This window comes from Paenibacillus tritici (assembly GCF_013204885.1).
Taxonomy (GTDB): Bacteria; Bacillota; Bacilli; order Paenibacillales; family Paenibacillaceae; genus Paenibacillus_AQ; species Paenibacillus_AQ tritici.
Genome location: NZ_JABMKX010000012.1, coordinates 32,283 through 58,125, shown reverse-complemented (window position 1 = coordinate 58,125; position 25,843 = coordinate 32,283). Strand labels below are relative to the sequence as shown.

Sequence of the window (25,843 nt, the reverse complement as noted above, 5' to 3'; positions counted from 1 at the left end):
AGGAGGATGGGAACATTGCATGCGAACCGTTTGCTGTCGCTGGAACGCTGGAAGAAATGGATATGGTCCTTCGTACGGCTGACGCTCATTGCAGGCCTGGCGTTCGTGATCCTCTATCCGGTGCTTCAGAAGATTTCCACGGCCTTCAAGGATAAAAGCGATCTGTATTCGCCAATCGTCGTCTGGCTTCCCGAGCATTATACGCTCGACAATTTCATTAAGGCGATCGGCATCATGGATTACTGGCAGGCCCTGCTGAATACCTTCACCCTGTCGGCGCTGACTACGCTTCTGACCGCCATATCCTGCGCTCTTGCAGGGTACGGCTTCGCCCGGCTGAAGTTCAAGGGAAGCCAGCTTCTGTTCGCCGGGGTCATCCTGACGATCCTGGTTCCGCCGATTACGATTCTGATTCCGGTCTATCTGAATTTGAAGGATTTCAGCCTGATGGGGCTGATTCCGCTGCTGACCGGCAAATCGGTCAATCTGCTTAACACTTACTGGCCGTTTATCTTAACGTCAGCAACCGCGAACTCCTTGAAGGCGGGGCTGTACATTTTCATCTTCCGGCAGTTCTTCAGGGGGATTCCCAAAGAGGTCGAGGAAGCGGCTTATATCGACGGGGCAGGCGTGGGCAAGACCTTCTACAGAATTATGCTGCCCAACGCCATACCTTCCATTGTTACGGTGCTGCTCTTCTCGTTCGTGTGGCAGTGGAACGACAGCTTCTTCACTACGACCTATCTGACGTCCAGCAAGGTGATGGCTACCCAGCTTGGCTCGCTGCCTTATAATCTGGCGATTCTGCTGGAGGACGGGGCCAATTCCAAGGCAGACCCTTTCTATCTGAGCATGGTTCAGGATACCGGGATTCTGCTGGCGATTCTGCCGCTGATTATCATCTACCTGTTCGTGCAGCGGTATTTCGTGGAGAGTATTGAACGTACAGGAATTGTAGGTTAAACCGTGAATGACGAGAGGGAGAGGATGACTGTGACCAAAAACGGCAGACGGAAGCTCCCGGCCAGACTGGCCCGGAGCCTGGTCTTCGCCGCAGCGATCCTGTGGCTGTCCGGCTGCTCCGGCCCGGGCGGCAATGCCGCTCCGGCAACCTTGCCGCCGGAGCAGCAGGAGAGCGGAGGGGTATCCGCGACTGCGGCCCCGTCTCCGGCAGCGGCTTCCACTGCAGCCCCGGCCGCTACAGCTTCGCCCGAAGCTGCAGCGGAGCCTGCGGTGCAGGCGGAGGTTCCCCGGCTTGCGGCGGCGTACGCCGATTACTTCCGCATAGGGGCTGCGGTTGAACCGGACCAGCTGGAGGGACCGGCAGCCGAACTGCTGAAGCGGCATGTGAACTGGCTCGTGGCCGAGAATGCCATGAAGCCGGATGCGATGGAGCCCGCAGAGGGCAGCTTCACCTGGGAACGGGCGGACCGCATTGTGGATTTCGCCAAGGAGAACGGCATGGAGCTGCGCTTCCATACGCTGGTCTGGCACAGCCAGACGCCGGATTGGTTCTTCCGGGATGAGGCGGGCGGAGCCATGGTGGATGAGACCGATCCATCGAGACGCGAAGCGAACAAGAAGCTGCTGCTGAAGCGGCTGGACAGCTTTGTCACCACGGTGGTCAGCAGGTATAAGCAGGATATTACCTCCTGGGACGTCGTGAATGAAGTCATCGAGCCGGGAGACCCGGACGGTATGCGGGCCAGCAACTGGTACAAGATTACCGGCACCGGATTCATCGAGACGGCCTTCCGGGCGGCCCGCAAGGCCGGGGGACCGGACATCAAGCTGTATATCAATGACTACAATACAGAGGATCCGGTGAAGCGGGACATATTGTACGGGCTGGTGAAGGACATGCTGGAGAAGGGGGTACCGATTGACGGGGTGGGGCACCAGACCCATATTAATCTGGAATACCCCGCTACTGAGCGCATTATAGAATCGCTGGAGCTGTTCCACACTCTGGGACTCGACAATCAGATTACCGAGCTGGATATGAGCCTGTACGTCTATAACGATCTCAGCGATGTCGGCCCGGAGGTTCCGGGGGACATCCTGCAGCGGCAGGCTGAGCGGTACGGTGAACTATTCGCTGCGCTGAGGGCGCGCAAGGAGCTGCTAAGCGGAGTCATGTTCTGGGGAATCGCGGATGATCATACCTGGCTTAGCACCTTCCCGGTAGCCCGGACCGAGGCGCCGCTGCTGTTCGACAGGCAGCATCAGCCCAAACCGGCGTTCCAGGCGGTCACCGGCTTCTAAGTAGTAAAGATATGGTAAGCCGTGCAAGAATTGCACCTTACAATTCCTTTTGCTTTGCTTGGATAATATAATATTCCGGTATATATATTCTTGCAAAGTGAGGTTGCAACTGGTGCCCAAAACAATCAGGAACAGAATGATCTGGACTGTCGCAGCATGTATGGCCGTAGGGACGTTGACCGCTTGTGAGAGGAACCATAGTCTTCCGGAGCGTTCTCCGGTCCCTCAGGGACAGACGGGGGGCGCTCCGCTATATCAGGAGCCGGGTCTAAGCAGGTATGATCCGCCCGTTGAGCTGTCTTTCGTGCGCGAGAACAACGATGCGCTTGAAGAGATCCTGAAGGAATTGCCGGGGGAGACGCTGGAGCATAACCGCTGGACCGATCTTTATGAAGAGGTGCTGGGTATTAAGGTCACCTATGACTGGACCGAGTGGAGCTCCATCTACTCCCGCAAGCTGGGGGTATCCCTGGCCTCCGGGGATATTCCCGATATTGTGCGGGTGAATGCCTCGCAGTTAAGAGTGCTCAGCAATGCGGGGCTGATCCAGGATCTGACGGAGGTCTACAGCAAGTATGCCACGCCGCTGACCCGGCAGGTGCTGAGCGAGGAAGGCTCCGGACCCTTCGATACCGCCACCATTGACGGCAGGCTTATGGCGATCCCGGAGACCAGTTCGTCGATTGAAGGCGCTATGTTCCTGTGGATTCGCACGGACTGGCTGGAAGACCTGGGCCTGGAGCCGCCGCAGACGATGGAGGATGTGCTGGCAATCTCGAAAGCGTTTACCGAACGGGACCCCGACCGGAATGGCAGGCAGGATACCTACGGGCTGGCAACGACCAAATACCTGTGGGACCCGGTAATGGGACTTACCGGGTTCATGGCCGGTTATGGCGCGTATCCCGGGATATGGATGCAGGACAAGACCGGCAAGCTGGTCTATGGAGGCATCCAGCCGGAGGTCAAGAAGGCCCTGCTGGTGCTTCAGGACATGTACCGGACGGGGCAGATCGACAGGGAATTCGCCTTCAAGGACGGGGTCAAGGCCAGCGAATGGATCGAGAATGAACAGATCGGAATGTTGTACGGCGAGCAGTGGGGATCATTCCTGGTTCAGCTCAGCCGTACACATAATCCGCAGGCCCAGTGGCAAGCCTTCCCGCTTGTATCGGAATCCGGGGCCCCGCCGAAGGTTCCTCTTCCGTTCAGCACCAGCCATTTCCTGGCGGTCAGACAAGGGATAGCGCATCCTGAAGCGCTCATCAAGCTGATCAACCTGCATCTGGAGAAGAACTGGGGAGCGACCAGCGAGGTAGAGCGGTTCTATAACGCTCCGCAGGCGGTATGGAAGCTGTCGCCCGTGACGCCGTTTCCGGTCCGGAAGAATCTGGAGGCCTTCCGGCAATTGGAGACCTTCCGGCGGGACGGCGATGCCTCGGTGCTTAAGGATGAAGCGAAGACGATCCAGAAGCGGATTGCCGCCTATGAGGCCGGAGGCCCGGATAGCGAGACAGGCTGGGGCTGGGAGAAGACGTACGGGGTTTCGGGTGCTTTTTCCATCCTGGACAGGTATGAACGTAAATCTCAGCTGCTCTATGAGAGCTTCGTCGGTGCCCCTACAGAGACGATGATTGAGAAGCAGAATATTCTATACAATCTTCAGATTGACTCCTTTCTGGATATCATTCAGGGAAGACCGATCAGCCAGTTCGATGATTTCGTGGCCCAGTGGAACAAGCTTGGCGGCGAGCAGATCACGGCTGAGGTCAATGAATGGTACGCGGAGAAGGGCGGGAACAGGAAATGATCTGGCCTGAAATAAGCATCGGAGGCGGTACACTTGCTTAAATTTCCTGCGGTGTCCATGCGCCACACTATTTTTATCCGGATGGTCGTTACTTATCTCGCTATTATTCTGCCGATTCTGCTGCTTGGCCTTTATCTGTACAACTGGAGTTACCGCAATGCAAGCCAGGATCTGTCCAGAGCCACGCTGTCGCAATTGACCTATTACCTGGAGGACCTGAACCGCGAGGTGGAATGGATGGAGATCCAGCAGTATGATCTTGCCCAGGATACCGAACTCAACAAGATTGCCGTAACCTGGAACTACATGGACGATGTGGAGAAAAGAGAAAGCTTGAACTACGTTACGCAGCGGCTCACCTCCCTGAAGAACAGCAGCGCCTACATCGGGGATGTGTTCGTTCATATCCGTACGATCAACAAAACGCTGTCCGCGATGAACGGCATTGATGAGCTGGACAGCGGCAAGTTCAATTTCTTCCGGTCCGTCGATCTGAGAAAAGAAGGCCGGCTGATCAACTGGAACAACGCCCTGGAGCTGAGCGTGACCCAGTCCAGCGGCAGAATGGGCGAGCCGCCGCTGTTCATCGTGCAGATTGAGCTGGACAATATGAAGCTGAAGGATTCGCTGCGCGCCATTAACACTTATGAAGAGAGCGGCTCTCTGCTGGTCTCGAGGCAGACGGATTATGCACTCGGAACCGAGAACAGCTCCCCGGAGCTGATTGAGAGCTATCACCAGGCTATTGATGAAGGGAACCTGTACAACTGGGAGCTGGACGGAACACGGTATCATATCGACAGCTTCACCTCCGACAAGCTGGGGATGGCTGTAGCCACCTATTTGCCGGAGCAGGCGGTCAAGCGGCCGCTGACCAAATTCGTGGTCTGGGCCTGGCTGTTCGCGGCGGCGTCCTTCCTGGCGGTGCTGATCTATTCCTATGCCACCTATAAGTTCGTACAGAAGCCGCTGCTTGTACTGATCCGCAGCTTCAAGCGGATGGAGAGCGGCTCGCTTGACATTCAGATTGACCATGCCCGCAAGGATGAATTCGGGTATCTGTATCTGCGCTTCAACCAGATGCTCAGCAGGCTGCGGATGCTGATTGATCAGGATTACACCCAGAAGCTGATGATGCAGCGGGCGGAGCTGAAGCAGCTTCAGTCGCAGATCAACCCGCATTTTCTGTACAACAGCTTCTTCATTCTCAGCTCGCTGGCCAAGCAGGGGGACAGTGCCCGGATCGAGGACTTCTCCGGTATGCTGGGTGAGTATTTCAGATTCATCACCCGTAACGGGGAGGATAATGTCCGGCTCGCGGAGGAGACAAGGCATTCCCGGATGTATACCGAGATCCAGAAGATGCGGTTCTCCAGACGCATTCAGGTCCGGTTCGACGAGCTGCCGGAAGCCATGGAGGAGCTGCGGGTTCCGCGCCTGATTCTTCAGCCCATTATCGAGAATGCCTATGAGCATTGTCTGGAGAAGCAGGCGGAGGAGGGGGAGCTGCGGGTTGCTTTTGAGCAGGGGGAGGAAGAGATCCGGATTATTGTCGAGGACAACGGAAGCGGACTGACGGATGAGGCCATCGAAGCCTTACGGCAGCGGTTGAATCAGAATGACGGAACGCAAGAAATCACCGGCATGGGCAATATTCACCGGCGCATCCAGCTCATCTACGGGGAAGGCAGCGGCTTGTTCCTGCATAGAAGCACGCTGAACGGCCTCAGGGTCGAGATCCGAATCAGACTGACAGGAGGTGAAGGGCTTGTACAGACTTTTGATCGTTGACGATGAAGAGATTATCACGGACGGCTTATACGAGGCCTTCAATCAGCTTATTCCCGATAAGCTCGATGTCTACAAGGTCTATTCAGCCAAAGCGGCACTGGAGTGGCTCTCCCGCACCCGGATCGATATTGTGCTGACAGATATTCGGATGCCCGGGATGAGCGGACTCGAAATGTCTGAGCAAATCCGTGAATTCTGGCCGCGGTCGAGGATTGTATTCCTGACCGGCTACAGCGAGTTCGACTATGCCTACAGGGCGCTGCAAATTCCCGGTGCCCGTTACCTGCTGAAGACGGAAGGCTTCGACAAGATTATTGAGACGGTGCAGGAGGTGCTGCTGGAGATTGAGCAGGGCAACCAGCTGAGCGAGCTTCTGGAGCAGTCCAGGGAGCAGCGTGATTCGATGGAAATAGCGGCGCAGGGCGATTATCTCCGTCATCTGCTTCAGGACAGCCAAGTCTTGTGTGCGGAGGTGCAGACGTTAAGCACGGATTTCCGCAAGCTGGGCATCAGCCTGGAGCCGGGGTCCCCGGTGATGCTGATTCTTGGGCGGCTCACGTACCCGGAGGGCACCTCCTACATGGACCGGAGCGAGATTCTGACCTCTTCCCGGCTGATCTGGAATTCCCATCTGGCGGAGATGACCCGGCATACCTGGCTGGTGGACAGACACGGGGATCTCTTGTGGCTGCTCCAGCCTCTGCATCATGCCGAGGCCGTATTTGGCGGGCATCTGTCGCGGTATCTGGAAGGGACGCTGGAGCTGATCCAGGATTCCTTCCGGCAGACACTTGGCCTGCCTGTTGCTTTTACGGTCAGCGGCTCGGCCTGCGCCTGGACGGAGATCAGCCGTCACTACGAACGGCTCCACCGGCTGCAGCAGGTGAAGATCGGCGACGGCATCTCCATGGTGCAGATTGACCGGAGCGGCCCGCCGGAGCCGGACGGAATCCGGGAGGCGGGGGTCCGGCTCCAGCAGCGGGTGGAGAATCTTGCGGCACATCTGGATGCCGGCCGGCGGGAGCGGTTCGCAGAGACGCTTGAAGAGATCACGGAAGGCATCCATTCCAGCGTCTCTGTAGAAGAAGCTGCGGAGCTGTATTATACCGTTGCTGTTGTCCTGCTGTCCCATTTGAACCGTTCGGAGCACTATAGCCTTGTCCATGAATATGGCAAGCTGATGAGGCTTGACGAGCATTCGTCCCTGAAGGAGGGCTTCCATTATCTGGAGAAGCTGGCCTCCGATCTCTTTGAGCTTAGAAGCACGGCCGAGAAGGAACGCTCCTCAGAGGTGATTGAACGGATCTGCGAGTATATCCATAGCCATCTGGGCGAGGACCTGTCCCTGGTACGGCTGGCGGAGCTGCATTATTTCAACCCGTCGTATCTGTCCCGGTTCTTCAAGCAGGAGCAGGGCATCAATCTGTCGGAGTACATTGACCATTGCCGGGCGGTGAAGGCGAAGGAGCTGCTGGGGAACGAGGCGCTCAAAATACGCGATGTGGCGCTGTATGTCGGCTATGAGGCCCCCCATTCCTTCACCCGGTTCTTCAAAAAAATGTCGGGGATGACTCCCCAGGAGTTCAGGGAGTCTATGCCTGTAAATCTATAATCTGTCAGTCTATTAACTATAATCAGACAGGTTTCCCCCCATCTTCCTGGAGAGTACAATTCAATTGTATTCGCTTTCATTAGTACGGCATAAGCCGATTCCTGAAACAAGAAGGAGATGGGTATCTGTGAGAAAAAGGAAGTTGAACTGGTCCATCAAGCTGCTGGTTATGATGGCGTTGCTGCTGGTTCCTATGCAGACCGGCGGCGGTACCGCAAGTGCCTGGGAGGGAACTCCCGTGTCCAAGCTCCATGTCAGCGGCAACCAGCTGGTGAACGGCAGCGGACAGCCTGTACTCCTCAGCGGCTGGCATCAGCCTACCGGAGCCTACTGGACGTATCAGAACAGCAATTATTATCTGAACCGCAACGCAGGGAACCGCCATGCGGCCACTCTGGAATACCTTAAGGAAATTACGGACACCTTCACCAGCACCTCGGGCAAATACGGCAACAGCCATGGCTGGTACTCGAACCAGGTCCGCTTGTTCATCGACCGGGAGGATATGGGGGATGTGGCGGCAGGAACCTATAACTTCGCAGGTCTTCAGGCAGCCACCCAGAATGTGATTATCCCTTATGTCCAATATGCCAAGACGAAAGGGCTGTATGTCACGCTGGGGCTTGATTTCACCCTGCTGGATAACAAGGCGACCACCCAGGCCAATCTGGACAAGTTCAATCAGATATGGGGTTACCTGGCCTCCCAGCCGGCCCTCAAAAGCGCGGATAATGTCATGTTCGAGCTGGTTAACGAGCCGGTGCTGAGCGATGTGAACGGACAATGGGGCGGCAATCCCTCCCAGCCTAACTTCGCGGCCTTCTGGAATTCACTGAAGAACTTCCAGAACTCCATGATCTCCACGATCCGCAGCAAGGGCGCGGATAATGTGATCTGGGCTGCGGGACTCGGATGGGATCAGCATTACCAGCTGACCGCATCGAATCCGCTTACGGACCCTCTGAACAACTACGGCTATGCCGTACACTGGTATCCGGGCTACGGCGCATATGACAATTTCAATTCGCTTCAGCAGATCTGGGATAGCAGCATCAAGCCTGCTGCCGATAAGTACCCGATCAATATTACCGAGACCACCTGGTTCAAGAGACAGCCGGGAGACTCCGACTATTGGGATCTGTTCAACGGTACGAACGCAGGCTTCGGCAAGAACACCAAAGCGATCTTCACCGCAGCCGGTAATGTCAGCATTGCCGTCCATATGAACGGCTTCCTGCTGGACCCCGGTCCCAAAAGCTCCTTCGCAGACCCGGACGGCGGACTGATGTATGACGGCAATGCCACCCGGGACGGAATGGCGCGGTTTATCTTCGAATGGTATTATGAGCGGGCGCAGTTCAATCCCTGGAACGGCGTATGGAACGGGGTAACCAACAATGCGAAGTATAAGCTGATCAACCGGGCGTCAGGCAAAGCGATTGACGTTCCGAACGGGCAGAATACGAACTCCCTTCAGCTCCAGCAATGGCCGGAGAACACTGCGGCTGCCCAGCAATGGACAGCTACCGATATAGGTACGTATAATAACGTGTACCGGCTGCGCAGTGTGAACTCTTCGGACAACAAAGTAATGGATGTGCGAAACGGAACGAAGAATAACGGCGAAGCCATCCAGCTGATGCAGGATTTGAACAACACTGCCCAGCAGTTCAGACTGATTAAGCTGAGTAACGGGTACTGGAGCATTCTGAACGTGAACAGCAACAGAGCTGTTGAAGTCACAGGAGCCTCCACAGCCGACGGTGCGAAGCTGCAGCAGAACCTGTACCGCGGCGATCTGCATCAGCAATGGAAGCTGGTTCAGGTGAATTAAAGAGTAAGCGCAAAACGCAGAGCTTCCTTCTCCTGCAGGGTCCGGGATCGTACCGGACCCCGCAGGGGGACGGGAGTTTTTTGGCGGTGGTGCGGGGGAAGAGGGCGGCGTGGGAGCAATGTGTGCGAAAGGATGTAATGCGAATAGATGTGATGCGAAGGGATGTCATACGAAGAGATGTAGTGCGAAGAGATGAAAAGAGATTAGGCGGATGCCGCAGTAGAATAGTTCGGGGTTCGGCTCTAATGGGGAGCACCCTCCCTGTGAAAGAAGTGGAAAAAGGACACTTAATATTCTCGAATTATTCAATCTAAGATCAGTAGGTGGAAAAAGTACAACTAAATAAGCGAAGATCCTTATTTTTTGGATAAATAGGGTTATTAAGTGCTGTTTTTCCACTTGCTAATGGGATGTAGAGTTACTTCATATAATTAGTTGTACAATTTCCACTTACGTCCCATGTCTTGTCACGAATCAGAAGCACTTATCGCCCCCCTGCTACTTAGAAGAACATACCTTACCGGGTACTGCCACAGACTCATATCAAGCGGCTCATTCCCCGGTCTGCCTGTTCTGCCATTCGTTGAGGTCCACGCAAAGCAACATACGTCGATATGAAAGCAACGTGAAGCTATAGATTACAAGGATTAGGTGTGTTTAAATACATAAAGAATACAGCATTTGCTCTGGAACCTACATGTGGAGTGATGCGAAAGGATGAATACTGATCATGGACAAACAACTGGTGGACAAACAACTGGTGGACAAACAACAACAGCTCGGCTTAACGCCTCCGATGGGCTGGAACTCATGGAACACCTTCACCTGGGATATTAACGAGCAGTTAATCCGGGAAGCCGCCGACACCATGGTGGCAGACGGCTACAAGGCTGCGGGATATGATTACATTGTCATTGACGATTGCTGGAGCCTGAAAGAACGGGACAAGGACGGCAAGCTGGTCGCTGATCCGGTCAAATTCCCGAGCGGAATGAAGGCGCTTGCAGATTATATTCACTCCAAGGGACTGAAGTTCGGCATGTACTCTTGTGTAGGCACACATACCTGCGCCGGGTACCCGGGAAGCTTCGAGCATGAATTCCAGGATGCCGAGTCCCTGGCGGAGTGGGGTGTGGATTTTCTTAAGTATGACTATTGCTTCAAGCCCAGACATATGTCGGGAGAGCTGCTGTACAAGCGGATGAGTCTCGCACTGAAGAACTGCGGCAGAGACATTCTGTTCTCCGCGTGTAACTGGGGCGAGGACAACGTCTATCAGTGGATTCGTGAATCCGGCGCGCATATGTACCGCTCTACCGGAGATATCCAGGACAGCTGGGAATCCATCAAGACCCTGGCTCTGTCGCAGCTGGATAAAGCCGCCTACACCGGCGCCTACTGCCATAACGATCTGGATATGCTGGTTGTCGGCATGTACGGAGGCAGCAACAGCGACTTCATCGGCAGCCAGATCGGCGGGTGTACAGATGTGGAATACAAGACCCACTTCTCGCTCTGGAGCCTGCTGGGCTCTCCGCTGATGATCGGCAGCGATATCCGCAAGGCCAACGAGGCGACCAAGAATATTCTGCTGAACCCGGATCTGATTGCGATCAATCAGGATGTGGAGAGCCGCGGGGCTTACCGCATCAAGCCGGAACCCCAGTGGTTCCATGCAGACGATGTGTTCATGCTGGTCAAAGTATTGTCAGACGGAGACCTGGCGATCGGCTTCTTCAACCTGAGCGATGGACAAAGAGAAATGTCACTGCAATTCTGGGATTTCGGACTCCCGTATGCCTCCGGCAAATCGCTGTCCCTTTACGACTGCTGGGAGCATAAAGAGCTTGGCGTATTCAGAGAAAGATACGCTCCTGTCGTTGCAGCCCATGATTGTCTGATTGTGCGGGCTAAACTGGTGTAGAGAAGAGAGAGCGTGAACATGAATAGAACATGCAGACAATGCGGTGTTCCTCTGATGACGGATGATGTGGCGATTTACCTGAAGCTGGTCACGCGCAATGCCCAGGATTTCCTGTGTATTGACTGTCTTGGCGAGCAGCTCAAATGCGGGCGCGAGCCGATAGAGCGGCTGATCAAGTACTTCAGGGAGTCGGGGAAATGTGTGCTTTTCCGTTAATCGTACTACTGGCATTCCCCCTATTGGCAGGCGCCGGGAGACAGCAGCGGACAGGATGCTGCGGACGGCGGGCTTGCTGGTAGGGGTTTTTTCGCATATAGATCAGGATGACTGACCGCAGGAATATCGGGTTTAACAGCCCCCACAACAGTCTTTGACCGCCTAGGTAAGCGCCATGCGTGGTGCACCACAAAGAAGCTTGATTTCTCAAGCTTCAGCGGGTTCTTGTATGGCGTACCCTATTTTATTTAATAGAACTCATCCGGTGAACCAACAGCGCGAGCTGCAGGTGCTTGTGTCTGCGTGCCAATCTGCATCTTATTTGTCCTCTCAAATCACTTAGAAGCAATAGGGACCGCAATGTTGTTTCCAACGGTTGCTGCCATTTTGACAATCGCTTCCGGATCGGAGTTTTTAACATTCACATCAATACGAGGGGTGTAAGCATTCTCCAACCGGTCAACTTCTGAGTCTGTCAACTTGATTTCGAGCGCTTTAATTGCAGCATCAATGTGGCTGGTTTTGGTCGCTCCCACAATGGGTGCAGCCACAACCGGATTACGATACAACCAAGCAAGAGAGATTTCCGCACGGCTGACCCTACGTTCCTCTGCCACTTTACCGACCGCTTCCACAATATTCTGATCGGCTGCCGCAGTTGCCTCGAAGAATTTGGCAGCCCCGGATTCGGCTTCAGTGCGCACCGTGTTTGCGCCCCAAGGGCGAGCCAGGAGCCCGCGCTCAAGTGGGCTGTAGACAAGGGTTTGAATACCCTCGTCGGCGCAGAGTGGAATCATTTCGTTTTCTTCCTCACGGGCAACCAAATTGTAATTGTGTTGCATAGATATAAAACGTGTCCAACCATTCGCTTTCTGAATGTGAAGAGCTTTAGCGAACTGCCAAGTCCTCATCGTTGAGGCTCCCAAATAGCGCACTTTGCCCATCTTTACTAGATCATGAAGTGCTTCCAGAGTCTCTTCCCATGGAGTAAAGGGGTCAGCGCGATGAATTTGGTAAAGATCAATGTAATCCGTCCCAAGACGACGCAAGCTGTAATCAATTTCAGTCAGAATTGATTTCCGCGAGAGACCGAACGAGTTAGGTCCAGAGCGCATGGGAGCACCAAGTTTTGTAGCTATGACGATATTTTCGCGTGTAGTGAAATCCTTGAGCGCCCTGCCGATGATCTCCTCGCTTGTCCCTTGAGAATACATATTAGCAGTATCAAAGAAGCTGATCCCGGCCTCAACGGCATATTTAATTACAGAGCGGCTCTCTTCCTCTCTGATTGACCAGGAAGGGTAGCCGACTGACGGGTCTCCAAAGCCCATGCAACCGATACAGATGGGTGAAACCTCAAGACCAGATTTACCAAGTTTAATATTTTGCATAATTACCTCCGGGAATAGTTTTAATTACTATCCAAATTATAAATTCATTGCTATAGCAGCCGGTAACACAATCAAATCAAAAAACTGCCTAATCCTATCAATATTTGAAATTTATATATCTAATCCATGCTCATCCGCTTTTTTTAGGCGACGCATATCTTTTTTTGGAGAAATGCCAAACATCCGCGAATATTCACGGATGAATTGCGTTGGACTTTCGTAACCAACTTGGAATGCTGTATCTGCGATACTCAATGACTCCTCCATGATTAAAAGCTGCCGGGCCTCTTGAAGCCTCAGCTGCTTCTGAAACTGAATCGGACTCATCGCGGTAATTTGCTTAAAATGCCGGTGAAATGACGGCACACTCATCTTGGCGATATCCGCCAGGTCTTCAACTTGAAAAGACTCTTGAAAATGATTCAAAAGGTGTTGGATTGCGTTTTGTATATGAATAGCAGGAGTACCATCCGTGACAATTTGTCTAAGTGAGCTACCGTGCTCGCCGTGCAGCACTCTATATAGAATTTCTTTTGTAAACAACGGGGCAAGCACCGGGATGTCCGCCGGTTTATCCAGCAGACCAACCAGTCTCACGACAGCATCCAGCACAGATACATCTAATTCTGCCACGTTCAAACTGCGGCTTGACTTCCCCCTGTGACTTACCGTTAGCGCGTCATGGCTTAACAGCTCTAAAATGTTGCTACGTGTAAATTCAATTTTACAGGACAAATTAGGGAATTCAGCGGAAGCTTCAAGTACCTCGGCGATTATCGGTAAATCCATTGAGGCAACAAGGTAATTCGGAGGACCATACCTAAAACGCTCTTCACCCAATATGACATCCTTTACTCCTTGAACAATAATATAAATCGAAGGCTTGTCGATCTTGTAAGGAGGCTCTATTCGGTTGGAACGATAAGGAATAGAATGTCTGGAAAATAGAAGATTAGAGATTTCGGTATAAAGATCCCCATCTCTGACGGTATAACGATCTACGAGCGCTGCAAGCTCTTTTTGCAAAGTCTTTAATTTATATGACATAAGATCCTCTCAAAATTAGTATTTTCTAAAATTGCATAATTGATTTTTCAGAATCACAGCATAAGGTATAATTTCACTACAGAAACAATCGGCTTGCTGCAAATATTTTATCACTTTAGTTGTCGAAAAACTTGCTTTAATACGTATGCCAGAACAAGTATTGTATTTCACAAAATACCTAGCCGCATTTAACCCGAAACAGCAGAGCAGCGATTCTCCAGGTAACAGAAGAATCGCTGCTCTTTATAATCTATATGGTGTTGGGCATGGACATCGTCTGTCCCAACTTGCCGGAGCTATAACTGTGGATCAGCCCCGGCAGGGGGGAGTATGATGCCGCATGTCTTTAGTTCATTAATTTCGCCTGCATTAGCAATCTGAGGATGACAGTTGCTGCTTCCGCACGGGTAGCGGATTGACCCGGCTGGAATTGACCAGCCGGTGTTCCGGTGATCAGGCCGGCCTGAACTGCCTTGGCTACATCCTGCTGCGCCCAGCCTGCAATCTTGCCTGCATCCTTGAAGGCTGCAGGCTGAAGCTCTGAAGCTGGGAGCGGCGAGCCTGCAAGGGCCATCGCCTTAACCAGAATAACGGTCATCTCCTGGCGGGTAATGATGTCGTTCGGCCGGAAATTATTGTCCGTTCCGCCCCGCACCAGACCCAGCTCAGCGGCTGTTCCGACGCTTCCGTTATACCACGCACCGGAGGGGATATCCTTGAACGAAACGTCTGCCGAACCGGAGGAGGAGTAGCCCAGTGCACGAACCATCATCGCAGCGAATTCTGCACGCGTTGTGGTAGCGTTCGGTGCAAACTTGCTGTCCGTTAAGCCGGTGAGGATGAGCTTTGAGGCCAGCTTTTCGACGGATGCCTGTGCCCAGTGCCCCTTGATATCCTCGAATGTCTTGTTGCTTGAAATTACCGCAAACGTGCCGTTGCTTGGACTGTAAAAGGTTACACCGGTGCCGTTGATGACAGCCGGAACGAAGGTGAAGCTTCCGTCCTTCTCAATCCGCACCACGGTGGTATTACGGCTGTCCGCCGGAGCATCGAGCTGCAAGGTGTGCCGGGAATAGCTGTCCTTGAACCCCGGGATCTCCACCGTACGTCCATTGGCTTCAGCCGTTACCTTGTATTCAATGGCAGGGCTGATTAATTTGCCCTTGGCTGCCAGGACAGCCTGAAGGATCTCTTGCTGCCGCTGTTCCGGCAGGACCGTTATACTGACCTTAAGCTTCCAGTCCTCGGTTCCCAATTGCTGTCCCCAAGCAGCGGTATCAACCGCTTTTAGAGGGAAGTGGAAGGTGCCGAGCGGAGACGAGACGGTGAGCTGTTCCGCAGATTTTACCTTCTGGGCATCCAATGTGGCTGTTGCAGTAGCTCCTGTAACCTCTGCTTCGACGGTCAGATGGCCGCTGCCGCTTGGTGCTTCCGGCTGAACAGGGGTGACCGAACCAACGGTAGTCCCACCGCCGTTGCCGTTACCGGCGTTCGTACCGCTATTGTTACCACCGCCAGGATCACCGCCGCCGCTATTGCCGCCGCCAGGATCACCGCCGCCGTTGTTGCCGCCGCCAGGATCGCCACCGCCGTTGTTGCCGCCGCCAGGATCGCCACCGCCGTTGTTGCCGCCGCCAGGATCACCGCCGCCGTTGTTGCCGCCGCCAGGATCACCGCCGCCGCTATTGCCGCCGCCAGGATCACCGCCGCCGTTGTTACCGCCGCCAGGATCGCCGCCGCCGTCAGTCACAAGCGTATGGCGCGGATAAATATCGAACCGGTCGAACGCAGGTGCGTATTGGTGCGGGACCGCTGTGTAAGGAGTGAAGCCTTGTGCGCCGGTTCCTCCATAAGGATTGGAGCCGCCGTCATACGTATTGTTATTGGAGAAGCGGATGCTGTTGGTGCCGGCCTTCAGCTCAACATCAAAGGTCTGAGTGGCGAACTGCTGCCATGAGATAGTATTCTTGAAAAAGACGGTCTGCGGCTCGCCGCCGTTGACGCTTACTTGCGCATACCGTTCAACAACGTCATTGTTGTAGGCGTGCGTCCCGGCGCTTTCACCGTTTGCGTAGGTGACGACCAGCTTGTAAGTGCCTGCTTTGGACACTGTGATGTCCTTCAGCTCCAGATACCGCTCTGCTCCGTCGTAGGAGGTAATGCCGTTCACATATTTGCCGCCTGAAGCGTATTTGGCAAAGGCATCCTCACGGATGAGCGGCAGCTCGGAGCCGGCCGGAGTACCTACGACCGTTGCCGCCTCTGCCTCAACGGAATATACAGAAGTCTGGCTGACGAAGGCAGCGTTAATATAATCCAGGCTAAGTGCAGCGCTGGAACGCACATCAACCAGATTAATACCTGTCCGTAAGAAGGTTGGTACTGTAGCGGTCTTCCATTGTCCGCCGGTATCCGTAACAGGCAGATCCACGAGCGGTTTGCGGTCATGTTGAATTTGCATTTTGCCTACGCCTGATGCTGCATAGCGGATCTGCAGATCATACATGCCGTCTTGCAGCACACTTACCACAAACCGGGTATTGGCGTCCTGGCTGCTGCCGTAACCGGTCACATATCCGGCGCCCTCGAAGCCTTCAAGGCTGCTCTCTCTCGACAACCCCAGCGCAGGGTCGTAGTCGGCGAATTCCGCCTGTACACGGTAATTGGGGTGTGCGCCCGGTAAGCCGCTATACGTTAGTTCGATCGCATCAAGGGTGGATTCGCCCTGGCCTGCTTCTCCCGAATCCGGGTTGTATTTGCTGATGCTGATGGAATGCGTCCCTTGCGTCAGATCGGCAAAAATCGTATTGCCTCCCAGCAGCTGCATGTTGTAATCCGCACGCAGAACCACCTTCGTTGCCGGCTGATCGTCAATCTTGATGAACCATTCGGAATTGATGCGCTGATTCGCATCTCCGGTGTTGGATTGATTGCGCAGGGTGGAGGTAGCGCCGCTGCCTCCAATCAGATCCAGACGGTAGCTCCCGTCTGCCGGAACTGTAACCTCGGTCCACTTCACCAGGCTGTCCGCAGCCTTGATGCCCTGGACATACTGGCCGTTCGAGGCGGAGCGTCCGGTGCTCTTGCGCGGATAGTGATCCGTCAGGGTCACATTGGTCCGCACCTCTGCATTCTCAGCCTCGAAGCGCTGATAGAAAGTCTCCTTCGGGGCATGATCTACCGCCGGAGTAATGACTGCATAATACGCCGAGGTGTAATCGTTCAGGTTGACATCCAGAGTGACCGAGCCGTTCTTGACGGGATAATCGCGGTCCAGAATCTGGGTAGGCTCTACGAGAAAACCGGTCAAGCCTGTATATCCAGCGTGCCAAACGGTGATATGCACGGCTTCTGCGTCTGTGAGGAAGGAGGGGCTGTTCCCGTTGCCGGTCACGTTGTTGAACACGATCTGGCCGTCTCCTTGTGTGCCTCCGAACGCGATACCGACCTGTTTTTTGTTGTCCTGAATGGAGCTTAGTCCGTACAAGCCGGGGCCGAAGGCGTCATTCTCATGTCTGGCGTTGATGACCTCAATCTTGGCCATGTCGCCGCCCATCATATCGGCATACCATTTGTAGAGCCACCATGCGCCGTTAGGCTCGTTCTGCCCGGCGAGCAGGGACCCGTAGGAGTTGGCCGTATTCCAATACGGCAGCATGCTGTTCATTTTCAGCTCATCATAACGTGCGATGTAATGAATCAGCGAGCCGCCTACGGCAATCTCTGAGGTTGCGGCATACTCATTGATGTCTACCTTGATCGGGAAGGGAACCGTCCGGTCCGGGTACAGCTCTTTATAGCGCTGCACAGACCCCGCTTCCACCGTCCGGAAGGTGGCTACGTTCGAGGGAGCCTGGTTGAAGGCTTTGTCCCACAGCATATGCCAGCTGATAATGTCCGGCAGACAGTCGTTCTCTACGCAGTAGGGAATGAAATCCTCGAATACCTTGGCTCCGTATTGGGTTAGATTCACTCCCGAAATGACTGCGCCGGGGTCAATCTCTTTGATCTTCTTCGTTACCGCCAGCCAGTCGCTGTTGAATACGGCTCTTGAATTCTTGCCCGTCTGGTTATCTGACAGGAGCTGGGGATAACGGGTATTGTTCTGCTCAGGCTCATTGAACGGGATATAGATGAATCTGGCATCCGCATCCCGCCCCGGATTCGCGGCCTCCCATTGCTCTTTATAGGCTTTGACGGCCGTTGTAATCGGAATGACGGCTTCCTGAATATATTCGTTAGCCGTTCTGGACGGATAGTACCAATGCTGATAATAATCCTGCATAACGATATTTACAGCTTCCCCGCCGGCCTCGAAGAAATAGTCCGACACCCGGAGCGCGTCGCCAGTCGGATGCTGAATACCGTTCGGCGGCTTCTGGGAGATATGCGAGGGCTTGATCGGAATCAGTGTATTGATATCCGGCACATTCGGCTCGCTGATCGCATACAGTGCGCCGGAAGAGCCATGGAATACAGGTCCGAGCGAGCGGTCTGCCAGATCGACCGAGATTTTGGCCGGCTTGGCTGAAGTGTTCTCTTCATGCTTCGTCGCCGCATAGAGTGCGCTTACCTGATTGGCATCTAACTGGACATTGTAGACCCGCAGATCGTCGAATTTCCCCTTGATATCTCCATCCGAGGTATAGAGCGATCTGCCGAAATCATTGAATTTCAAGGCGTTCAGATAATCACGCGAGAAGAAATGCTCCAGAACAGAGGACATGGTTGCTCCGGATGAGCTTTTGCCCGGATCGAGACCTTTGATGCCGACGGGAACACCGTCCAGGTATACTTCGTAGGCCCCGCTGCTAGTCATCGTAATGACGACTTGCTGCCACTTGCCTCTGGCGGGATTACGGTTCCAGACGATATCACCCTTGTAGCTGGCAACTGCATTTGGATTGGTCCCGGTATATATACGGTTGCTGAACGTACCGTCCCCGGCAATCACAATAAACTCGGAATCCTGCCATCCGCTGACTCCCGCGTTTGTCAGTCCCTTCCCGGCAATGGTCGAGGAGAGCAGACGCGAATAGGCGCCTGAGGACGAGTCGATATTTGCCCAAAAGGAGATGGACAGCTCATCTTCGATTCCGCTGTAGAGCTGATCCGGCAGCTTCAGCCAGCCGGTGCCATTCCCGCCGCCGGGTAAGGAGAGGACTTCTCCGCGCTGGTCGTCGTATACAATCGACGCAACCCCTTTAAGCTCGGCACGTTCAGCCCCGGCAGCAGGATAGACGCTGTTCACCACTGAGACACGGTCCACGACCTGCCCGGGGTGGAAGCTCCATTGGTACAGCGGAGCCGCCTCAGCGTTAACCTCCTTCTGTTGCACTTGATCCTGCTGCAACTGTTCCTGTTGCGGCTGCTCCAGCTGTATTTGTTCAGGAGCAGACTCCGGGACCGGCAGCGGATCAGACAACTGATCCGTGGAAGCGCTTGCTAATGTGGAGGGCAGAATAGTCAGGAATACCAGCATGGATATCAGTGAACGTTTAAGATGCAGCCTCAATAGAATCTCACCTCTTGTGTTTTTATGAAATATAAGAATTTATAGGTTTCACCTGATAACTTATCCTTCTATTTCTCGCTGAAACGGTACCGTCCTTAATAAGGACGGTGTAGCTGTTTCTACTTGGATACCTCTTGTCATTCTGATGCAGTAACAATCTGTAGTATGAATCGCACTGTCCATTCCGGGCTATTTCTGCATAGGCACCGCAACCTCCCTGTTCATTGCCGTATCTCTTCACCGAGAATGTTAAGGGAATGGACAGCACTATAAAATCAAGCTTTTTTACTGTTTTTGTTCCTTTCTTTACGATCTGGGTTATGGCGGGAAATCCGCAGCATACGATGCTGCGCGGGGGGATAGTGGAATCCTGCCAGCCGGATAGTCCTCCAGGCCCCCAGAGGTAAAAAAGAGAGCAAAAAGAGTAAAAAAAAGACATGCAGCGCAGGGTAGAAAGAAAGCCCCCGGGAGTCTATCATTAGAGGTATTCTATCAGTTACACCATCATCGCTGCCACTTGGAGGTTATCATTTGAAATATAACTTAGCCCAGACCCGCCGCTTTGTGAGTGTGAAGAACAAAATGATGTTCTTTTTTCTGCTGGCCATTCTGATCCCGGTCATTATCATGTCTGTGAACTCTTATATCTCCTCCCAGCAGATGCTGGAGCGCAAATATACGGATCTGCTGGCCGATATTACGAGGCAGTCGAACATCCGTATTGAAGAGTTCCTGGAGGATACGAAGCAGATCTCCCTCATCTCCAGCTACGGGATTAACAGCTATATTTCCGCCGTCTCGCAGGAGAATTACCCGGTCCAGAATTATCTGCATGACAGCTCCGTCCCCAACGAACTGCAAGCCACGCAATTGCTGATGAATTACATTACGATGAAGGACCGCGCGATCTCCATTTATGTATACAATTTGAATAAGGGCAGCGACCTCTATATCGCTCCGAACAAGCCTATTGATTACACCTATCATCCCAGGAATGAGGCATGGTTCAACGATTTCCTGCGCTCCGACGATATTACGCGTGATTTGCCGACAAGGCTGGATATGCAGACCAAGGGAGACGACAACTGGGCCATTTATAATTTGCGCAAAATATTCGATATGGAGAATGGCAAGCTGCTCGGTGTCATGGCCGTCAGCGTGGATATTGACTTCATCAACCGGCTGAACAAACGGATGCAGGCCGGGAACCGCTCTGCCTTCACGGTCGCAGACGACAACGGCAGGATTATATTCAATAACAATTACAGCCTGATCGGACAGCCGTTCAGGTCACTGTTTCCGGTGCGTGAAGGGGTGCTTACCGCAGGCCTTGACCGGCAGATCGTCCGTGTATCGGGCAAGGATTATATTCTGATCCAGGCGCCGTTCGAGGAGCATGACTGGAAGACGTATATGTATATGCCGGTGGAGGAGCTGGCTGTCGAGAGCGATATCCTGAAGCGGAACCTGTGGACGATCATCGTTGTGCTTCTGTTATTCGCCCTGGTCAGCTCTGTGTATATGTCGAACCTGATTACCCGGCCGATCAAGCAGTTAATCCGCAATATGACGCTTGTGGAGCAGGGCAAATTCGACAACCTGCCTGTGGTCCGGTCCAATGACGAGATTGGGGTGATGGCCAGCCGGTTCGAGCAGATGTCGGCCGAATTGAAGCAGCTGGTGGAACGGATCTACGTGGAGCAGGAGCAGAAGGTCGAGGCTGAGATCCGGGCCTTGCAGGCGCAGATCAGCCCCCATTTTCTCTACAATACATTGAATTCGGTCAAATGGATCGCCACCATGCAGCATTCGGACAAAATTGTAGAGATGACTGAGGCGCTGATTGCCATGCTCCGCTATACTGCCAAAACGGATAACAGGCTGGTTCCCATCCGTGAAGAGCTGGAGCATATTGATCATTACATCGTGATCCAGAAGGTGCGCTATTTCAACCGCATCGAGTTCCACAGTGAAATCGAACCGGCGCTTGCGGAGCAGGAGATTCCCAAGCTCAGCATTCAGCCGCTGGTGGAGAACGCGATTTTTCACGGGATTGCCGATCAGGAGGACGGTCTGCTGTCCATCGAGGTCAGATACGCCGGGAATTCCGAGCTTGCCATTACGGTAAAAGACAACGGCGCGGGTATGAGCGGAGCGGCGGCGGCCCAGCTCCAATCCAGGCTTGACGGCGCAGAAGGAAGCGGCGGCATCGGCATTATCAACGTACATCAGCGTATCCGCCGCGTATATGGCGAGCCTTACGGGGTATCCTTTCAGAGCAGTCCGGGGCAAGGCGCGGTATTCGTGATCAGAATTCCTATAAGGAGCAGGAAGGAGGCAGGATGAATATGCTGGGTGTTCTTATCGTGGATGATGAGTTGCTAATGCGTATCGGCCTGAAGTCGATTATTCAATGGGAAGAGGAAGGCTTTACGATTCTCGGTGAAGCGGCGAACGGCCGGGAGGCGCTGGAGCTGGCCGGGATGCATAAGCCCGACCTGATTATTACAGACATCAAGATGCCGGTGATGGATGGCCTTGAACTGATCCGCGAGGCGCGGCGGCTGGACCTGGACGGACAGTTCGTGATCCTAAGCTGCCTGGAGGAATTCCAATATGCGCAGGAGGCGCTCCGGCTTGGAGCGACAGACTATCTGATTAAAAGTGATATGAAGCCGTCGCAGCTGCTGCGTGTGCTTGATATTGTCAGGAAGCGGCCTGCCCGGATCTCCCGCGCAGGCTCCGGCGAAATGCCGCCAGGCTCCTATAAAGAGAGTATCGGGTATTTGAAGGAGACGCTCTTCAAGGAGCTGATCAGCGGCTTCAAGGCCGCCGGGGATGTGCAGGCTAACCGCGAATCCCTGCGTATCCGCCTGGCGGATGAGCCGATGGTGCTCCTGAAGCTGCGGATTAACCATTTCGAACAGCATAGACGCAAGTATGTGGAGCAGGATGAGAAGCTGCTGCGTTATTCTGTCACCAATATTCTTGAAGAGATTCTTCCACGTAAGCGGGCGAAGGAGATCATTGTGATGAACTCCGCGGAATATGTGCTGCTGCTGGACCTCGGGCCGGAAGGACGGATTGTCCGCGCCGAGATCGAACGCGCGGCCGCCAAGATTCAGGCGGCCATGAAGGATTTCCTGAAGCTGACGCTGTCCATCGGCGTCAGCGGCCCCGCGCCCGGCTTTGGCGGCCTGAAGCGGGCCTATCAGGAGGCGGATATGGCTCTGGACGAACTGTTCTTCGCGTGCGGGAGCGGCCTGTCCTTCTATGATAAAGCCAGGAGCCGACAGAGAAGCGGAGAGCGGCTGTTCATCGACAGGTCTTCCATGCGGAAGTTCAGGCAGGATACCGAGAGCGGAAGCGAAGGAGCGCTTGCCTTCCTGAATAGCCTGAAGGATACCCTGCTGCTGGAGGGCTGCACGAAGCAGGCGGCGCGTTCGACCTACATACGGATGCTTGGGGCGATTCTGTCCTGCTTCCCGGCGCTTCCCGAGCCGAACGAAGCCGGGCTTACGGTGTACGAGAGCATCCTCCATGAAGAGAGCCTGGAGGGCCTGCACCAGACTGTCGCCGGTTATCTGGAGCAGTGCAGGGCGCAGATGTCGGAAGGCGAATCCTCCCGGAGTTATGCGGAGCAGGCGAGCGAACTGATCATGCAGCTGTATGCGGAGGAAATCTCCCTGCAATCCGTGGCGGACCGGATCAACGTGAACGCCTCTTATCTCAGCCGGGTATTCAAGCAGGAGACAGGCGAGAACTTCGTCAGCTTCCTGACCCGGCTGCGCATGGAGAAGGCGAAGCACATGCTTAAGGACAAGAATGTGAAGGTATATGAGGTGGCAGAGCGCGTAGGATATCCGAATACCGCATACTTCAGCAAGCTGTTTAAGAAGCTGAGCGGGATGAGTCCCGAGGAATACCGGGGCTAGAACGGCAATTGTCAAAAAAAGAACAGACACTGTAAAAGAAGTGCATCCGCTGCGGATGCGCTTCTTTGTGCAGCTGACGAATGGTCAAAAAAAGGAAATGTTCCGTAAAAAACAGCCATTTCGATACCGGCCGCCTTCACCTACTATTGGAGATGCAGCAGATGCAGCACATCCTAAATGGAAGTTGGGGGTCATTCAATTGAAGAAAAAAAGCTTAGCGACGGTGTTGTCCATCTTACTTGCGGCGGTCACCTTGACGGCTTGCGGAAATGGAAATGGCAACGGCAACAGCAATACATCGGCTTCACCATCGGCAGCGCCAACGGATGCCGCAGCAGCCACCCAGGCGGCAGGCGGCGAGAAGGCTGAGCTGACCTATGCGATCTGGGATTCCAATCAGGAGAAGGGAATCCGCACCATTGCCGATGAATTCGAGAGCCAGAACCCGGACATCAAGGTCAATATTGAGGTGACCGGCTGGTCCGATTATTGGACGATGCTGGAAGCGGGAGCCACCGGCGGCTCGCTGCCGGATGTATTCTGGATGCATTCCAATGAGATCTACCGCTATGCGAACAACGGCATGCTGCTTGATCTGACAGACCGCATCGGTAAGAGCGAAGACGTCAAGCTGGAGAATTACCCGGAAGGCCTGAACCAGATCTATAATCTGGGGGGCAAGCAATATGCGGTTCCGAAGGATTTCGATACCATCGGGCTGTGGTACAACAAGACGCTGTTTGACCAGGCGGGCGTGAAATACCCGGATGAGAGCTGGACCTGGGATGATCTTCACAGCGCCGCCAAAGCGCTCACGAAGGACGGGGTGTACGGCTTCCTCGCACCGATGCACAACCAGGAGGGGTATTACAACTTCGTCTATCAGAACGGCGGCACCATTATTACAGCGGATAAGAAGTCAGGCTATGACGATCCGAAGACCATCGAAGCCCTTGATTACTATGTAAGCTTCGTACGTGACGGACTGTCCCCTGAGGTGTACGGGGATGCCGAGCGCGCCGATCTGCTGAAGAACGGCAAGGCGGCTATGGGCCTCTTCGGCTCGTGGAACCTGAGCGGGTTCACCGAGAACGAGTTCATGGCGAAGAATTTCGATGTAGCCGTGCTGCCCAAGAAGGCTGCGCAGGCTTCCATCTATAACGGCCTCGGCAATGCGGTTGATGCTAAGACGAAGCATCCCGAGGAAGCATGGAAGTTCGTGGAATACTTAAGCTCCAAGACAGGCCAGGAGCGCCAGGCGGAGCTGGGCGTTGCCATCTCGGCGTACAAAGGTGCGGCTGACAAGTGGGTTGATTCCAACAAAACCTTCAATATCAAGGCATTCGTTGACATGGTCAGCTATGGGGTAATCCGTCCGTATTCCAATACAACGGCTGTCTGGGAAGATAAGGCGTATGAAGCGCTGAAGCCGGCGTTCTCCGGCAAAGTGTCCGTGGAGGAAGCAGCCCGCAATGCAGCCAAGGTCATGAATGAGAGTCTGGCGGAAGAGAAATAAGCATGAGCCATATGCCTGCGGCAGCCTGGGGGCTGCCGCAGGTTTGATAGGAGAGGGAAGCAGATGAATCATACCGTCAAGAGGAAAATCGGTGCCAAAACCTGGAATGAATGGTCCTGGGGCTGGTTCCTGATCGCACCAACGATGATCGGCCTTATCGTCCTCAACTTCATCCCGATTATACAGACCGCCTACCTTAGCTTCTTCAAGAGCGGAGATTTCGGCAGAGGCAATATCTACATTGGATGGGAGAACTACCGCAAGCTGATTCATGATCCTCAGGTATGGCACGCTGTCGGCAATACACTGCTCTATACGCTGCTGGTCGTGCCTGTCAGCATTGCCATCGCCATGCTGGTGGCCGTCCTGCTGAACGGCAAGCTCGCGGGCCGCTCGCTGTACCGCACGATCTATTTCATCCCGATGGTCGCCGCTCCTGCGGCAGTGACCATGGTATGGCGCTGGATGTACAACCAGCACTACGGCCTCATTAATCACGGGCTATCCAAGCTGGGCCTTCCGGCCGTCAACTGGACGACGGACCCGCAGGTTGCGATGTTGTCCATCGCGGTGATCGGCATCTGGAGTGTCATCGGCTATAATATGGTGCTGCTGCTCGCCGGTCTTCAGGAGATTCCGAAGGACTTCTATGAAGCCTCGGATATCGACGGGGCCAGCCGGGTGCGCCAATTCTTCGTCATCACCCTGCCGCTTGTTTCGCCCACCCTGTTTTTTGTGGTGGTGACCACGATTATTCAGGCCATGCAGGTGTTCGATGTCATCTATATGATGATTGATGTGAGCAACCCGGCCTATGACCATACCGTATCGCTAGTCTATCTCTTCTATAATAACTCGTTCAAGTACTCGAATAAGGGCTATGGCTCAGCGGTTGTAATGGTATTGCTCGCGCTGATCATGATCATCACCTTCTTCCAGATGCGGGCGCAAAAAAAATGGGTCAACTACATGTAGGAGGCGGCACTA

General features: G+C 54.0%; 15 protein-coding genes. 12 read left to right on the top strand and 3 right to left on the bottom strand.

Features of this window, described 5'->3' with window-relative positions; all coding sequences use genetic code 11:
- The first annotated feature begins 6 nt into the window (after nt 1–6).
- From HQN87_RS21545 to HQN87_RS21510, 8 genes are all read left to right on the top strand, one after another.
- Nucleotides 7–963, top strand: a complete 957-nt coding sequence (locus HQN87_RS21545) for a carbohydrate ABC transporter permease (RefSeq protein WP_425517030.1) — start codon at nt 7–9, stop codon at nt 961–963.
- A gap of 24 nt (nt 964–987) precedes the next feature.
- A complete protein-coding gene (locus HQN87_RS21540) occupies nt 988–2,265 on the top strand; it encodes a glycoside hydrolase family 10 protein (protein ID WP_173137524.1) in 1,278 nt (425 codons plus the stop codon).
- A 160-nt stretch (nt 2,266–2,425) separates the two neighbouring features.
- Entirely contained in the window at nt 2,426–4,075 is a 1,650-nt protein-coding gene (locus tag HQN87_RS21535) for an extracellular solute-binding protein (RefSeq protein WP_173137522.1), read from the top strand.
- Nucleotides 4,076–4,108: 33 nt separating this feature from the next.
- Nucleotides 4,109–5,866 carry a sensor histidine kinase gene (locus tag HQN87_RS21530; protein WP_173137520.1) on the top strand — a complete coding sequence of 586 codons (1,758 nt, stop codon included), beginning with the start codon at nt 4,109–4,111 and terminating at the stop codon, nt 5,864–5,866.
- Nucleotides 5,844–7,478, top strand: a complete 1,635-nt coding sequence (locus tag HQN87_RS21525; RefSeq protein WP_173137518.1) for a response regulator — start codon at nt 5,844–5,846, stop codon at nt 7,476–7,478. The genes HQN87_RS21530 and HQN87_RS21525 overlap by 23 nt, the downstream gene beginning before the upstream one ends.
- Before the next feature lie 127 nt (nt 7,479–7,605).
- The gene (locus HQN87_RS21520; protein WP_367272763.1) at nt 7,606–9,312 is read left to right on the top strand and encodes an RICIN domain-containing protein; all 1,707 of its coding nucleotides are present in this window, start codon (nt 7,606–7,608) and stop codon (nt 9,310–9,312) included.
- 730 nt (nt 9,313–10,042) lie between these two features.
- On the top strand, nt 10,043–11,236 hold the full coding sequence (locus HQN87_RS21515; RefSeq protein ID WP_173137516.1) for a glycoside hydrolase family 27 protein: 1,194 nt from the start codon (nt 10,043–10,045) through the stop codon (nt 11,234–11,236).
- An 18-nt stretch (nt 11,237–11,254) separates the two neighbouring features.
- Nucleotides 11,255–11,452 (top strand): hypothetical protein, encoded by a 198-nt coding sequence (locus HQN87_RS21510; RefSeq protein ID WP_042135931.1) that lies wholly within the window; start codon nt 11,255–11,257, stop codon nt 11,450–11,452.
- A gap of 335 nt (nt 11,453–11,787) precedes the next feature.
- Here the strand turns inward: HQN87_RS21510 and HQN87_RS21505 are convergent, their stop codons facing one another.
- From HQN87_RS21505 to HQN87_RS21495, 3 genes are all read right to left on the bottom strand, one after another.
- Nucleotides 11,788–12,843, bottom strand: coding sequence for an aldo/keto reductase (locus tag HQN87_RS21505; RefSeq protein ID WP_173137514.1), 1,056 nt, complete (start codon nt 12,841–12,843; stop codon nt 11,788–11,790).
- Between the two features lie 111 nt (nt 12,844–12,954).
- Nucleotides 12,955–13,890 carry an AraC family transcriptional regulator gene (locus HQN87_RS21500; RefSeq protein WP_173137512.1) on the bottom strand — a complete coding sequence of 312 codons (936 nt, stop codon included), beginning with the start codon at nt 13,888–13,890 and terminating at the stop codon, nt 12,955–12,957.
- 346 nt (nt 13,891–14,236) lie between these two features.
- Nucleotides 14,237–19,405, bottom strand: coding sequence for an S-layer homology domain-containing protein (locus tag HQN87_RS21495; protein WP_173137510.1), 5,169 nt, complete (start codon nt 19,403–19,405; stop codon nt 14,237–14,239).
- 531 nt (nt 19,406–19,936) lie between these two features.
- Between HQN87_RS21495 and HQN87_RS21490 the strand changes: the two genes are divergently transcribed.
- The 4 genes from HQN87_RS21490 (at nt 19,937) to HQN87_RS21475 (ending at nt 25,831) form a co-directional block, all read left to right on the top strand.
- On the top strand, nt 19,937–21,751 hold the full coding sequence (locus tag HQN87_RS21490; protein ID WP_254075602.1) for a sensor histidine kinase: 1,815 nt from the start codon (nt 19,937–19,939) through the stop codon (nt 21,749–21,751).
- 2 nt (nt 21,752–21,753) lie between these two features.
- Nucleotides 21,754–23,340: a response regulator gene (locus tag HQN87_RS21485; protein ID WP_173137508.1), complete on the top strand. Its 1,587-nt coding sequence runs from the start codon at nt 21,754–21,756 to the stop codon at nt 23,338–23,340.
- A gap of 199 nt (nt 23,341–23,539) precedes the next feature.
- Entirely contained in the window at nt 23,540–24,856 is a 1,317-nt protein-coding gene (locus HQN87_RS21480; RefSeq protein ID WP_173137506.1) for an ABC transporter substrate-binding protein, read from the top strand.
- Between the two features lie 63 nt (nt 24,857–24,919).
- A complete protein-coding gene (locus tag HQN87_RS21475) occupies nt 24,920–25,831 on the top strand; it encodes a carbohydrate ABC transporter permease (RefSeq protein ID WP_173137504.1) in 912 nt (303 codons plus the stop codon).
- The last annotated feature ends 12 nt before the right edge of the window (nt 25,832–25,843 follow it).